The sequence below is a fragment of the Verrucomicrobium sp. genome, assembly GCA_028283855.1.
Taxonomy (GTDB): Bacteria; Verrucomicrobiota; Verrucomicrobiia; order Methylacidiphilales; family GAS474; genus GAS474.
In genome coordinates this window covers 156147-169440 of the sequence record JAPWJX010000003.1, presented here as the reverse complement: position 1 = coordinate 169440, position 13294 = coordinate 156147, and the positions used below count along the sequence as shown (strand labels likewise).

Sequence of the window (13294 nt, the reverse complement as noted above, 5' to 3'; positions counted from 1 at the left end):
GTCTAATCCCCCGGCGGCTCTACGCTGGTCCCTCCTATGAAATGGTGGGTCGGTCTCCTGGCGCTCCTCGTCCTGGTCGTCTTTTCGGCGCTCGGCATGTTTTACGTGCGCACCTTCGTCGCCCAGCGACCGCACGGGATCATCCTCTTCGTCGCCAACGGCCTCGACCTCTCCCTGCTGGACCAGGCCCGGCGGGAGGCCGCCGCGCGCGGCCAGCCGCTCGACTTGGACAACTTGAACCAGCTCTGCGTCGTCGACGTGCAGGGCGTCGGCCAGCCGATCCCGGACGAGGCCGCCGCCGCCACCGCGCTGGCCTCCGGCCGCCGCGTGCGCAACGGCCTCGTCGGCCTCACGGCGGAGCAGACCCGGCTCAACACCCTCATCTACGCCGCGCAGCGGGCGGGCCGCGCCACCGGCCTGGTCACCACCCGCCAGCTGACCGATCCCACCCCGCTGGCCTTCTACGGGCGCAACGCCGGCCAGGCCGGCACGGAGCAGCACAACGCCGCCGAATTGATCGACACCTCCGGCATCGACGTGATCCTGGGCGGCGGCAGCCAGTATTTCCGCCGGGCCAACGTCCTCAACCCCCGGGGCCGCACCGACGAGCGCGACCTGGAGGCTGACGCCGCCCGCGCGGGCTTCACCGTCGTTCACGAGGCGGGGGAGCTCAACCACCTGCCCAGCTGGCGGACGCGGCAGCTCCTGGGCCTTTTCGCGCCGGGCTCCCTCTGCTTCCCGGCCCTCATCCAGGGGGCCCATCTCCAGCCCACTTTGACCGACATGACCCGCATGGCCATCAAGTGCCTGCAATACAGCATCGGCGGCTACTTTCTGGTCGTCGACCAGGGGATGATCGAGGCGGCGGCGCGCCACAACTGGACCGACCTGGCCTTGGGCGAGGTCGCCGCGCTCGACTCCGCCGTGGGCGCCGCCCGCGCCTACGCCGGGACCGGCTCCCTCGTCGTGGTGGTGAGCAACTACAGCCTGGGCGCCCTGGACACCGCCCGCTCCGCGCTGGCCTCCGGCCCGCTTTCCGCCGAATGGCTTTCCGGCCCGGGCGGCCCGCCCGCCTCCGCGGCGGACCGCGCCTGGCTGGCCGCGCAGGAAAAGGAAGGCGTCCTCTGCTCCAAGGCGGGCAGCCCGCTCCAGCCCGGTCCCGCCGTCCGCTTCTCCCGCGCGGCGGAGATCACCCCCGCCCCGGCGTGGCTCGGCGCGGGCGGCTTCCTCTCCGACCGCTTCGGCGGCTTCATCGGGAACGACCAGGTCTTCGGGCTCCTTCAGCCTTTGTTTTAAATGACGCTCACGGAGATCAAGCGGGAGCTGGCCGCGCGCGGCATGCGCCCGCTGGCCCGCTTCGGCCAGAACTTCCTGCACGACCAGAACGCCGCCCGCGCCGTGGTGGCGGACGCGCTGGCGGGCCAGCCCGCCGGCTCCACCGTGCTGGAGGTCGGTCCCGGCCTCGGCGCGCTCACCGGCCTCCTCCTGGAGGCGGGCTGCCCCGTCACCGCGCTGGAGATCGACCGCGGCTTGGCCGCCTTCCTGCGGGAGCGTTTCGCCGCCGCGCCCGGCTTCACCTTGCGGGAGGGGGACGCCCTGCGTCTCCTGCCGGAGACCGCCGCGCCGCAGCTCGTCGCCGGCAACCTGCCTTACTATATCTCCGGCCCGCTTTTGGCCGGATTCCTGGCCTTCTCTCCGCCGCCCCGGCGGATGGTCCTGACCCTGCAAAAGGAAGTCGCGGAGCGCCTGGCCGCCAAGCCGGGGACGGAGGCTTACGGCGCCCTCACCGTCCAGGTGCAGAGCGCCTACGCGGCCCGGCTGTCCCGCGTCCTGCCGCCCTCCGTTTTCTATCCCCAGCCGGAGGTCGATTCCGCCGTCGTCGTCCTGGACCTCCTGCCCGCCCCCCACCTGCCGGAGGGGGAACGGGCCGCTTTCCTGGCCTTCGTGAAGAAGGGTTTTTCCCAGCGCCGCAAAAAGCTTTCGAACACCCTGGGCGTGCCGGAAGATCGCCGTCCCGACGCCCTTTCCGTCGCGGAATGGGTGGCGCTTTGGCGGCGGTTCGGCGCGGCAGCCGGTTCTTGACACCCCCCCGCCTCCGGCCACACTCGGGCCCTCTCTTCACCCCTATGGTCCACCATCTCTCCCTCCTCCATACCAAGCCCGGCGTCGACGGCCCGGGGCTCGAGTCGATGATGGTGGAAACCCGCATCCGCCTCCTGAAAATCCCGGAGATCACGAACCTCCACGTCGGCAAGCGGATCGACAAGGAGAACCCGGCGACCCTCTTCTTCTCCTTCGACGTCGACAACATGGAGAAGCTCCGCCTGGTGAAGGACAGCGCCATCTTCATCCAGTTCCAGCGCCAGGTGCTGGAGCCCAACGTCGACCGGGCCGACGGCCGGGACTACGAGATGGAGCCGGGCAAGGACGTCACCTACTCCTAGGCCTTCGGCCCTAGGCGTCCGACGGCGCGTTTTCCTCTTCCAGCGCGGCGATTTCCACCGGCCGGTGGTGCGGCGGATCGACCTCCCAGAGCCGCGCCGCGCGGCTTCCCACGAAGGTGCCGCAGAGCAGCACGCCCAGCGCCCCCAACGGCAGGCAGAGGCCGCTGAGCCAGAACGCTCCCAGCCCCAGCGCGCCCAAGAGCGCCGCCAGCCCCAGCACCATCGTCAGCGCGCGGGAGGGGGCCAGCAGCTCCATCGCGTAGGCCAGCAGCGTGCCGGTGGCCAGAAAAAGGAAGATGGCCGCCCACCTGGGCAGCGGCAGGAGAAAGTCCCCCCGCTCGATCTGTCCGGCGGCCGCCAGGCCCGCGGCGGCGGCGGGCAGATCGCCCACGGCGGTGCGGCGCAGCGGGGAGACGGCGGGATCGGCCAGGCCGATCCAGACCTGCCGCCGGGCCAGCCGCCGGAGGTCGACGCGGGCGGGCACGCCGCGCTCCATCTGGTCGGCGTAGAGGAGGAAATCGTCATAGGCGACGCGCAGGGGCGGCACCCCGGGGCGGCGCCAGCGCAGGAGAAGCCGTCCCTCGCTATCGACCGGGATACGGCGCAGCTTCCGCCCCGCCTTGTCCCGCAGCACCACGGCGCGGCCGGGGACCAGCTCGCTCTGGGAAAGGTCGGCGTCGAGCCGGGCGGCCGCGGCGCTCAGAACCAGGGAGGGGAGGACCTGGACATCCTTCCCCTTTTCCTTTTCCACGGCGAAGACCAGCGGCAGCCGCCGCAGCGTCTCGTCCGGCGCGCAGGAAAAGTTGGCGATGCCCACCGCGCTCCGGTCGGAGAAGGCCTCCACCGGGCCCCAGGCGGCGGAAAAAAGCGGCAGGCGCGGCGCCGCCCCGCCCCGGACGCGGAGGGCGGGACCGGGCAGGGTGCCGCCCTGCGGCGCGCCCGCCTCGGCCTGGATGGCGGAGGCGGCGAAGACGATCCGCTGCGGCTCGAAACGGCCCACCTGCCGGGCGAAGCTCTGGTCGAACGCGTCGGTGCGCGGGCTGCGGTCGTGCATCGGGATCTCGAAGACGACGCTCTGCGGCGAAACGGGCACCAGGGCGCGCAGGAGGAGGGCGTATTCCAGCCGGGCCCAGGGCCAGGGACGGTCGGTCGGCACGCGGTCGATGGAGACGAAGGCGAAGTCGTCGCTCCCCGCGCGGGAGGGGAGGACTGTTTGCTCCCAGTCCCGCACCTTGTCTTCCAGCCCGTCGAAGAGGCCGCAGGCGTAGAGCAGGGCGACGAGGACGGCCCAAACCAGGCCCAGGACCCCGGCCAGACGGTCCCGCTTCAGGGCGAAGCGCCGGGGCAGGGGCGGCGGCAGATGCTCGGCGGGCGTGTCTTCCACCCCGTAGGTTTAGCGCCGGGCCGCCGCCGGGGCAAGGCTCACCACCACTCCTGCGGGCCGGAAGGGACGGGGATCTTCTCCCGCGCGGCGGAGGCGGGGACGCCCTCCTCCCGGGAGAAATTCTCCCGCAGCGCGGCGGGGGCGTAGCGGTCCTGCACCGTGCCGTCGGGGTTGAGGAACTGGCCCCGCCAGGCCAGGTATTCGGCCAGGATCGCGTCGTACTCCGCGCGGGAGGAAAGCTGCACCACCCGCTTGTTGAAGGGCGCGGCGGGGCCGAAGCGCTTCGCGTACCACGGGGCCACCTTGCGGAAGAGGCGGCAGCCGTGCGCCTCGCCGAAGAACTCCACCATCAGGTCCAGATGGCGCGTCATGACCGCCACCCGCTCCGCGAAGGAAGGCTCCGGCAGCGCCTCCCCGGTCTCCACATAATGGACGATGTGGCGGAAGATCCAGGGATTGTAAAACGCGCCGCGGCCGATGGAGAGGCCCGCGCAGCCGGTCTCCCGCAGCATGGCGGCGGCGCTTTGCGGCGTCGTCACGTCCCCGTTGCCGAAGACAGGGACCTTCACCGCCGCCACGACCTTGGCGATGCCGGGGAGGGAGACCGCCCCCTCGAAGCCCTGGGCGCGCGTCCGTCCGTGGACGGTGAGCGCGGCGGCGCCCGCCTGCTCCAGCGCGCGGGCCAGCTCCGGGGCGGTGAGATTCTCCTCATCCCAGCCCAGGCGCATCTTGCAGGTGAGGGGGACATGCGCGGGCAGCGCGGCGCGCATGGCGGCGACGAGCGCGGCCGTCCGTTCCACGTCGGCCATCATGGCGGAGCCGCCGCCCACCTTGCAGACCTTCTTCACCGGGCAGCCCATGTTCACGTCCACGAGGGCCGCGCCCTGCTCCGCCACGAAGGCGGCGGCCTCCGCCATCTCCTGCGGCACGGAGCCGAAGAGCTGGACGCCCATCGGCGTGTCGGAAGGGTGGGTGGCGATGAGCTGAAGCGCCTTTTGGTTGCGTTCCAAGAGGGAGCGGGCGTTGACCAGGTCGGTCACGCAAAGGCCCACCCCGCCGATTTCCCGGATGACCCGGCGGAACGGCAGGTTGGTGTACCCGGCCAGCGGGGCCAGGACCAGATTGGTCTCCAGCCGCAGCGGGCCGATGTCGAGGGGGCGCGCCATGACCGCCCCAGGATAGCCGATTTAGTTGTAGAGGGAAACGTCGGCGTGACGGGGCAGCGGGGTCCGGCGCGGGTGGTCCTGGTCGAATTCGCGGCTTTCGAGGTCTTCCTCGGCCTTCAGCCAGAACTCCTGCGCCCGGCCCGGGGGGCTGCCGGCCTCGACCCACAGCTCGTACGCCCGCTCGGCGATGGCTTCTTTGGAGGGGATCATGCCCTAATTTACACCCGATTTGATCCGGGTGCAAAAGGACCGGGGCCGGCTTTAGGCCGCCTTGTGAAGGGCCGGGTCGTGGATGTGCGGCTCTCCCGGCGGGGGGAGGGCGCCGGGGGCCAGGGGCGGGGCCGGGACGACGCCCGGCGGCACGGCGTGGGGGACGCCGTAGGGGGCCCCCATGAAGCCGGAGATGGTGCAGAACTCGAAGCCCCGTTCCAGGAGCCCGTCGAGGATGCCGGGGAGGGCGTCGGCGGTTTGGGGGTGGAGGTCGTGGCAGAGGATGATGGAGCCGGGGCGGGTCTCCGTCAGGATGGTGTGGGTGATCTTGTCGGCGCCCGGCTGGGACCAGTCGCGCGGGTCGACGGACCAGAGCATGACGCCCAGGCCGCGGGAGGAGGCCAGCTCCCCCTGCGTCCGCTTGAAGGCGCCGTAGGGCGGGCGGAACCAGACGGGGCTGACGTTCGTCGCGTCGAGGATCAGTTCCTGGGTCTTGGCCAGCTCGTAGGCGACGCGGGCGTCGGAGAGCTTGCTGAGCTGCGGGTGGGTCAGGGAGTGGTTGCCGATCTCGTGGCCCGCCTCGTGGACGGCCTCCGCCCATTCGCCGGCGGCGGCGACGCGCTGGCCGATCATGAAGAAGGTGGCCAGGAGGCCGCGCTCCTTGAGGGCGGCCAGGACGCGCTCCGTCACCTTGGGGTTGGGCCCGTCGTCGAAGGTGAGGGCGATGCGGCGGCCGAAGCCGGGGCCATGGTTGACGAAGATGGCGCCGCCGTGGGCGACTTCCGAGGCCTGCTCGACGGGCACGGCGCGGCGGACTTCCTCGCCGTCGATGATCTCGGTCTTTTCGCTCTCGGCGGCCCAGCCGGGCATGCCGCCGAGCATGGCCGCGCCGGCCCCGAGGCCGAGGGCGCGGAGAAAGGTTTTCCGTGAAATTTTCAAGCGAAGCGATACGGTAAAAGCCGCCGTTTCCCTTGCCCAGTTTTTTATGAAAAAACGTCTCACTGTCTATTTCGAAGGGCACGTCCAGGGCGTCGGCTTCCGTTACGAGACGCAGAAGCTGGCCGCCGGCTACGACGTGGCCGGGACGGTGGAGAACCTCGACGACGGCCGGGTCCTGTTGGTCGGCGAGGGGGAGGAGGAGGAGCTGCGGATCTTTCTGGCCGACCTCATGAAAAGCCATTTGGGCCCCCACGTCCGCCGTTATGAGGAAGGCTGGGACGAGGCCCGGGGCGGCTTGGCGGGCTTCCGCATCGCGCGATAGTCCTATGGAACCGGTCCTTTCCCTGCGCGGCCTGGCGAAGACCTACCGGCTGCCGTGGGGCAAGGGGACGTGGCGCGCGCTGGCGGGCCTCGACCTGGAGGTGGGGCGGGGCGAGGTCGTCGGCCTCCTGGGGCCGAACGGCTCGGGCAAGAGTACCACGTTTAAGTTGATCCTCGGCTTTATCCGTCCCACGGCGGGGGAGATCCGTCTCTTCGGCGCGCCCGCCGGGCGTCCGGAGGCACGGCGGCGGCTGGCCTTCGTGCCGGAGAACCCGGCTTTCCCGCGCCACCTGCGCGGGGAGGAGGCGCTGCGGCTCTACGGCCGCCTGAGCGGGCTTTCCGGCCCGGAGCTTTCCCGCCGCATCGGCGCGGCGCTGGAGCGGACCGGCCTTTCCGGCGCGGGGCGGCGGCCGGTCCACGGCTACTCGCGCGGCATGCTCCAGCGGCTCGCGTTGGCCCAGGCCCTCCTGCACGATCCCGACCTCCTCCTCCTGGACGAGCCGACGGCGGGCATCGACCCCGCGGGGGCGCGGGCCGTCCGCGCCCTGCTGGCGGAATTGAAGGCGGAGGGAAAGACCCTCCTCTTTTCCTCCCATTTGCTGGAGGAGGTGGAGGCGGTGGCCGACCGCGTCGTCCTCCTGGACCGGGGGCGGAAGGCGGCGGAGGGCCCGCTGGCCGACCTGCTGGCCGTGCCGGGCGCGGACGAGATCGAGGTCCGCGGCCTGCCGCCCGCCGCGCGGGAGCGGGTCGCCGCCTTCCTGCGGGAAGAGGGAGCGGCGGAGGTCGCCTTCCGTCCGGCGCGCCGCTCGCTGGAGTCGTTTTTCCTGGAGGAGACGGGGCGATGAGTTCCCTCCGCCGCGTCGCCGCGATCGCCGCCGCTTCCTTTTTGGAAGCGGCCCGGCAGCGGGTCTTCCTCCTGCTTCTTCTCTGCGCGCTGCTGGCCATCGGCGGGGCGCGGGCGCTGGGCGGCATCGCTTTCGAGGAGGAGTTCAAGTTTCTGAAGGACTTCGGCCTCGGCGCGATGGCGGTCTTCGGCGCGGTCTTCGCCGTCGTCGGCGCGGCCCAGGCGGTGCAGGCGGAGATCGAGCAGCGGACGCTCGCCCTCGTCCTGGCCCGGCCGGTCGGGCGAGGGGAATTCCTCTGGGGCAAGTTCCTGGGCCTGGCCGCGGTCCTCCTGGCCTCGCTGGCGCTCATGGGCGCGGCGCTGGCCGCCGTCCTCTTCCTCCGCAGCCGGGAGCTGGCCGCCCTGCCCGGCACCGATCCCGACGCGGCGCGGGAGATCCTGCGCCAGGGCTGCGACCCCGCGCTCCTCCAGGCGTGGCTCCTCGTCGCGGGGAAGGTCTGCCTCACCGCGGGCGTCGCCCTGGCGGTGGCGGCCTGCGCCACCTCGGTCTTCTACACCGTCGCCGTCACCTTCCTCATCTACCTGGCCGGACACCTGGAAGGGGTGGCGCGGGAGGCGTGGCTGGGCGGCGGCGGGGCGACGCTGGCGCAAAAGCTCTTCCTCGGCGCGGTGGCGGTCCTCCTGCCGGACTTCGGCGCCTTCGGCCTGGTCGACGACCTGGCGGCGGGCGGCACGGCCCCCTGGAAAGAAATCGCGAGCCTTTTGGGCTACACGGCGGTTTATCTGGTCGTGATCCTGACGGCGGCCCAATTGCTTTTCCAACGGAGGGAGTGGTGAGGGCCCTTTCCTTTCAACCCTGGCTGCCGGTCGTTTTGATTCTCCTCGTCTGGGGCGGCGCCAAGACGGTGTGGGAGGCCTCCCTGGCCCGGCAGGCCGCCGCGGCCCGCTACGGAACGGCCGCGCTCCCCGCGCTGGCGCCCGGCTTGGGCGACCGGATCGGGCAGGGGACATTGTTGGCCCTCCTGGGCGGCACCCGCGCCCTGGCGGCCAATTACTATTGGCTCCAGGTCACCGACGCGTGGGAGAAAAAGGAGTGGTTCCGCGTGGCGGAGCGGGTCGACCTGGTCACCGCCCTCCAGCCGCGCTCCGTCTATTTCTGGCAGATGGGGGCGTGGCAGCTGGCCTGGAACGCCAGCGCCGACGCCCTGCATCGGTTGGGGGAGAAAAGCGCGGCGCGGCGGGAGCTTCAGGCGCGGGAGTGGGTCCACGCGGGAAAGCGGCTCCTGGACCGCGGCATCGCCTCCGTGCCGGAGCGCTATGACCTTTGGTTCCAGCGCGGCTTCCTGGAGGAGCAGAAGCTCCGCGATCCCCTGGCCGCCGCGCGCGATTATGAGGAGGCCCTTCGCCGCCCGGGCGCACCCGCCTATTTGGAGCGCTTCGTCGGCTACGCGCTGGAACGGGGCGGCGACCTGCCCGGCGCCTACGCCTGGTGGCGGCGGCTCTGGCTGTCCACGCCGGACCATGCCGACCGGGTCCGCGCCTGGGACAAGGTGGCGGCCCACCTGCGGGACCTGGAGCGGCGCCTCCGCGTCCCCGCCGGGGAGAGGGTGCTGCCGTGAGATACGGGGTCTTCAGCGACGTCCACGCCAACCTCGAGGCGCTGGAGGCGGTGGTGAACGACATGTACGCCCAGGGCGTCGAGGTGCCGGTCTGCCTGGGGGACATCGTCGGCTACAACGCCGATCCGGGCGCGTGCCTCGACCGCATCCGCGCGCTGGACGGCCCCGTCGTCCGGGGCAATCACGACCAGGAGGCCGTCGGCGGCCATCCGGCGACCCATTTCAACGCGTTGGCGGAGGCGGGCGTCGCCTACAGCCGGAAGCAGCTCTCCCTCTCGCAGAAGTTCTACCTGGTGGAGCTGCCGCTCCAGCTGCGGCTAAGCGGCTTTAGCCTAGTCCACGCCAGCCAACGGGACCCGGAGGGGTGGGAATACGTCACCCACGCGGAGGCGGCCGCCGCCAACCTGGCCGTGCAGGAGACGCCGCTCTGCTTCTTTGGCCATACGCACGTGCCCCATCTCTTCGCCCAGGAGCCGGGCGGCCGGGTGGCCGAATACTTCTACCAAAAGGCGGAGCTCGATCCCCTCAAGCGCTACTTCGTCAACGTCGGCAGCGTCGGCCAGCCCCGGGACGGCGATTGGCGGGCCTCCTACGCCATTTATGACAGCACCGCGCAGACCCTGGAGCTGCGGCGCATCCCCTACGCCATCGAGCGGGCCCAGGCGAAGATCGTCGCCGCAGGCCTTCCCCCGGAACTGGCGGAGCGCCTCCGCCGGGCGCGCTGAAAATAGCCGAATATATAGGGATATGACCCAAGATCCGACCCTGCCCCTCGACTGGCCCCGCTGGAGCCGGCACGCCAACCCCGACGGCACCGCCGGCGGCTGGGTGCGCGACGACGCGAAGGTGGCCCCGCGCGCCTTCGTCGCTCCCGGCGCGCATGTCTTCGGTCCTGGGACGAAGCTGGGCCCGGAGACGAAGGTCTTGGGCGATTCCCGGGTCGGCCCCCACGTCCGCACGCGCGGCGCGGTGACGATCGACGGCTCCGCCGTTACCGGAAGGGCCGGGCTGCGCGGTTATCTACCCGGCGGCCGGACCGTGTTGGAACGGTGCGCGATTTCCGACGGGGCCCAGGTCCACGCCTCCCGCGTGGCCGACGCCCAGGTCCGTGGCGCGGTCCTTTCCCATAGCGCGCTGGCCGATCACGCCCAGGCCGTCGGTAACCGGACCGTGCTGGAAAACGCCCGGGTCTCCGGCGGCGGCACGGTGATCGACAAGCCCGGCACCTTTTCCGGAAAGATCGCCGACGGGCGGCACTCCGTCCTTGGATCGCTTTCCCACCGCTACGTCACCGAGCACCGCGACGGCACGGTGTCCCCCTCCGTTCTCCATCCGGCGGCCTTCCCCGACCCGGAGCTGAAAGGCGTCACCCTCGTCTGGTACAATCCCGTCCACCAGCCGGGCACGCCGATCCGGGACGAGTTTCAGAGCTACGTGGAGAACCTGCCCGATCGGCAGGGCGGCGTCTTCCGGCCCGCCCGGGAATTGCCTGCTGCCCGGCCCGGAAAGCCCTTCCGCTGCATTTTCGACGACCCGGAGGCTCTCCGCGCCCTGGAGGAATCCGATTACGGGCATCCCCACGGCCCCCACGGGCATGACCACGGCCACGGCTTCGGTCACGGTCACGGGCATCATCACCATCACTAGCCGCGGTTGCGCTGCGGGCCGCTTTGGGGCAAGGTGCACGCCCTCGCGCCGTGAAGATCCTCATCGTCAAGCCCAGCTCCTTCGGGGACGTCATCCAGTCCCTGCCGGTCGCCACCGGCCTCCGCCGCCATTGGCCGGACGCCCGGATTCATTGGCTCGTCTTCACCCCTTACGAGCCGCTTCTGCGCGGCCATCCCGCCATCGACCAGGTGGTTTCCCTTCCTCCCGCGCTCCTGCGCCCGGGAAAATGGCTTTCCCTTTGGAAGTGGCTAGGCGCGCTCCGCGCGGAGAATTACGACATGGTCCTAGATCTCCAGGGCCTCCTGCGCAGCGGCCTCCTTACCTGGCTCACCCGGGCCCCCGTCCGCCTGGGCTTGGCCACGGCGCGGGAGGGTTCCACCCTCTTTTATACGGAGACGATTCTGGAACCCCCGCCGCCCGCGCAGGAAAAATACCTCGAGTTCCTGCGCCACCTCGGCATCCGGCCCGATCCCTTCGCCTTCGGCCTTCAGCCGCCCCCGCTCGCCCAGCCGGGCCTGGAGCCGAGGCGCTACGTCGTCCTTCATCCCTACACCCGCTGGCAGACGAAGCTCTGGCCCTGGCGCTACTACCAGGAGGTCGTCAACGCCCTGCCGGAAGTTCCCTTCGTCGTCGTCGGCCAGGGGCCGTGGTTTCCCCTGGAAGGGGCCAACGTCACCGACCTGCGGGACCGGCTGACCCTGCCGAAGCTCATGTCGGTCCTGAGCGAGGCCGCCGCCGTCGTCAGCCCGGACTCCGGCCCCAGCCACCTGGCCGCCGCCCTGGGCGTACCCACCCTGGCCCTCTTCGGCGCGACCGATTGGCGCAAGACCCGCCCCATCGGTCCCCGGGTGGCCATTGAGCGGTACCCCGTTCCGTGCTCCCCGTGCCTGAAGCGGGTCTGCCCGCAAAAGATCCCCATGGTCTGCATGTCGGAGATCACGCCGATCCACGTCGTCCGCTATCTTTCCCACCTGCTCGGCTTGACTGTCCGGTTTCCGGGCCCGGCGGAATCGGTCCAAGTCATCCGCAATTAAGAAAACCGCCTCTTTTTCGGGCCGGTTACCCTAGCGGTTATTACTCATAACGCCTTTCTGGCGTGAGAGTTGCTTTGATTGTGACCAAAGCGATCCCGCCGCCTTGGAATTGTAACATTTTACGTTTTGACCAATTAGAAGCGATTTATTTTATTGGTACAGAAGAAAACCATAACCCCAAATCACCCATGAGTGAGATCCAAAACGAATCCCCCCGCAACCTGAGCTGGACCGAAGAGACGGTCATCCAGCAGATCGCCGCTTGGCGCGCCGCGGGCAAGCCCCTCTACTCCCACCACATGCGCCAGGAGTTCCAGGAGCTGCTGGCCGCCGGCATCCGGTATTTCGGCAGCTGGCGCAAGGCCGTGGAGGCCGCCGGCATCCCCTACGAGGAAGTCCGAAAATACCGCGCCTGGTCCAAGGAGCGCATCATCCAGACCGTCCAGAAGCTCCATGCCGAGGGGGCCGACCTCTCCTTCCGCGGCATGATGCTCAGCCGCTACGCGCCGATGGTCTACGCCGCCATCCGGCCCAACCACTTCGGCTCCTGGAAGGATGCCCTGACCGCCGCCGGCCTGGCCGCGGAGGAAATCTACCGCTACAAGAGCTGGGAGGACGACAACATCCTGGACGAGATCCGCAAGCTGGCCGACCGGGGCGCCGACCTCTCCTCCAAGAAGATGGACGAGACGGAGAACTCCCTCATCGCCACCGCCCGCCGCCGCTTCGGCAGCTGGGGGGAGGCGGTCCGCCGCGCGGGCCTTGACTACGACCAGATCCGCCGCCGCAAGCGCTGGACCTCGGAGGGCATCGCCCGCGAGATCCGCGCCCTGCAGGACGAGGGCGTGGCCATGACCAGCACCGAAGTCCGCCGCCGCAATCCGGCGCTCTTCGCCGCCGCGTGCAAGACCCGCTTCTTCGGCAGCTGGCTCTCCGCGGTGAAGGCCGCGCAGGACCTGCCCGCCGGCGTCAACTAACGCCTTCCCGGAAAAAGAAAAGGCGGCCTTCCCCGCGGGGGAGGCCGCCTTTTTCTTTGCCCGCGCGGGATTTAGGAAGTCTCGCGGCCCTTCTTCTGGCGGACGGCGGAGGCCAGGCGGGTCTTGTCGGCGGTGCGCCCGGCCAGTTTCTTGTTGGTGAAGTCGGCCAGGACGACCAGCTGCTGCATGTCGTTGTCCCGTTCCCAGGAGCGGACCCATTCCTGCGGCGTGGCCCCGCAGAGCCAGCGGGGCTTCTCGCTGCGGTTGTCCACGCCCCAGTAGTGGCCGTCGACGCCCCGGTAGACCAGGAAGGCGTGCCGGTTGTGGAAGTGGTGGGAGTCGGTCCAGTCGTAGATCACCAGGTGGCTCTCCCCGCCTGCCATTTCAAAGTATTCCTGCAGGCTCCGCGCGTAGACGTAGCAGGTGGTCCATCCCCCCTTGCCCGGGATGCCCTGCTGGAGGGCCAGCTCCCAGCCGTCGTCGCGGATCGTTTCGGCGGTGCCGTGGGAAACCCAGGCGGCCAGGAAAACCGCCGCCAGACCGAACCGCATCTTTTGCCAGGGGGTGCTCATTTTTATGAATTTTCCAGAAAACAAACACGTTCCGGGCCAACCCGGACGTTTCCCCCGTTCTCTTCTTAAAATAACTCCCTGCCGGGTGAAAAATGCGAATGGTACCGCCCCTCAAG

Annotated in this window: 16 protein-coding genes; 11 read left to right on the top strand and 5 right to left on the bottom strand. The window is 70.2% G+C overall.

The genetic code is table 11. The annotated features are described in order from the left end of the window. Window positions 1-36 precede the first annotated feature (36 nt). The 3 genes from PW734_02215 to PW734_02205 are packed head-to-tail and all read left to right on the top strand — an operon-like array spanning window position 37 to window position 2444. Window positions 37-1296, top strand: a complete 1260-nt coding sequence (locus PW734_02215; protein MDE1170015.1) for an alkaline phosphatase — start codon at window positions 37-39, stop codon at window positions 1294-1296. Beyond that, the gene (gene rsmA / locus PW734_02210) at window positions 1297-2082 is read left to right on the top strand and encodes a 16S rRNA (adenine(1518)-N(6)/adenine(1519)-N(6))-dimethyltransferase RsmA (protein ID MDE1170014.1); all 786 of its coding nucleotides are present in this window, start codon (window positions 1297-1299) and stop codon (window positions 2080-2082) included. Between the two features lie 44 nt (window positions 2083-2126). Beyond that, the gene (locus PW734_02205; protein ID MDE1170013.1) at window positions 2127-2444 is read left to right on the top strand and encodes a hypothetical protein; all 318 of its coding nucleotides are present in this window, start codon (window positions 2127-2129) and stop codon (window positions 2442-2444) included. A gap of 10 nt (window positions 2445-2454) precedes the next feature. Here the strand turns inward: PW734_02205 and PW734_02200 are convergent, their stop codons facing one another. The 4 genes from PW734_02200 to PW734_02185 are packed head-to-tail and all read right to left on the bottom strand — an operon-like array spanning window position 2455 to window position 6143. Further along, entirely contained in the window at window positions 2455-3828 is a 1374-nt protein-coding gene (locus tag PW734_02200) for a CHASE2 domain-containing protein (GenBank protein ID MDE1170012.1), read from the bottom strand. Window positions 3829-3866: 38 nt separating this feature from the next. Next, the gene (gene dusB / locus PW734_02195; protein ID MDE1170011.1) at window positions 3867-4994 is read right to left on the bottom strand and encodes a tRNA dihydrouridine synthase DusB; all 1128 of its coding nucleotides are present in this window, start codon (window positions 4992-4994) and stop codon (window positions 3867-3869) included. 21 nt (window positions 4995-5015) lie between these two features. After that, window positions 5016-5204: a DUF2934 domain-containing protein gene (locus PW734_02190; GenBank protein ID MDE1170010.1), complete on the bottom strand. Its 189-nt coding sequence runs from the start codon at window positions 5202-5204 to the stop codon at window positions 5016-5018. 51 nt (window positions 5205-5255) lie between these two features. Further along, complete coding sequence (locus PW734_02185) at window positions 5256-6143, bottom strand: polysaccharide deacetylase family protein (GenBank protein ID MDE1170009.1); 888 nt, start codon at window positions 6141-6143, stop codon at window positions 5256-5258. A 46-nt stretch (window positions 6144-6189) separates the two neighbouring features. Between PW734_02185 and PW734_02180 the strand changes: the two genes are divergently transcribed. The 8 genes from PW734_02180 (at window position 6190) to PW734_02145 (ending at window position 12606) form a co-directional block, all read left to right on the top strand. Continuing rightward, window positions 6190-6465 (top strand): acylphosphatase, encoded by a 276-nt coding sequence (locus PW734_02180; GenBank protein ID MDE1170008.1) that lies wholly within the window; start codon window positions 6190-6192, stop codon window positions 6463-6465. Between the two features lie 4 nt (window positions 6466-6469). Beyond that, window positions 6470-7309 carry an ABC transporter ATP-binding protein gene (locus tag PW734_02175; GenBank protein ID MDE1170007.1) on the top strand — a complete coding sequence of 280 codons (840 nt, stop codon included), beginning with the start codon at window positions 6470-6472 and terminating at the stop codon, window positions 7307-7309. Beyond that, on the top strand, window positions 7306-8145 hold the full coding sequence (locus PW734_02170; GenBank protein ID MDE1170006.1) for an ABC transporter permease subunit: 840 nt from the start codon (window positions 7306-7308) through the stop codon (window positions 8143-8145). Before PW734_02175 ends, PW734_02170 begins: the two co-directional genes overlap by 4 nt. Further along, window positions 8142-8927, top strand: coding sequence for a hypothetical protein (locus PW734_02165; GenBank protein ID MDE1170005.1), 786 nt, complete (start codon window positions 8142-8144; stop codon window positions 8925-8927). Before PW734_02170 ends, PW734_02165 begins: the two co-directional genes overlap by 4 nt. Then, window positions 8924-9652: a metallophosphoesterase family protein gene (locus PW734_02160; protein ID MDE1170004.1), complete on the top strand. Its 729-nt coding sequence runs from the start codon at window positions 8924-8926 to the stop codon at window positions 9650-9652. Before PW734_02165 ends, PW734_02160 begins: the two co-directional genes overlap by 4 nt. Window positions 9653-9674: 22 nt before the next feature. Further along, window positions 9675-10574, top strand: coding sequence for a hypothetical protein (locus PW734_02155; GenBank protein ID MDE1170003.1), 900 nt, complete (start codon window positions 9675-9677; stop codon window positions 10572-10574). A 50-nt stretch (window positions 10575-10624) separates the two neighbouring features. Continuing rightward, window positions 10625-11629 (top strand): glycosyltransferase family 9 protein, encoded by a 1005-nt coding sequence (locus PW734_02150; GenBank protein ID MDE1170002.1) that lies wholly within the window; start codon window positions 10625-10627, stop codon window positions 11627-11629. Between the two features lie 188 nt (window positions 11630-11817). After that, on the top strand, window positions 11818-12606 hold the full coding sequence (locus PW734_02145; GenBank protein ID MDE1170001.1) for a hypothetical protein: 789 nt from the start codon (window positions 11818-11820) through the stop codon (window positions 12604-12606). Between the two features lie 71 nt (window positions 12607-12677). Here PW734_02145 and PW734_02140 read toward each other — a convergent pair whose 3' ends face one another. Further along, window positions 12678-13178, bottom strand: coding sequence for a hypothetical protein (locus tag PW734_02140; GenBank protein MDE1170000.1), 501 nt, complete (start codon window positions 13176-13178; stop codon window positions 12678-12680). Window positions 13179-13294: the final 116 nt, after the last annotated feature.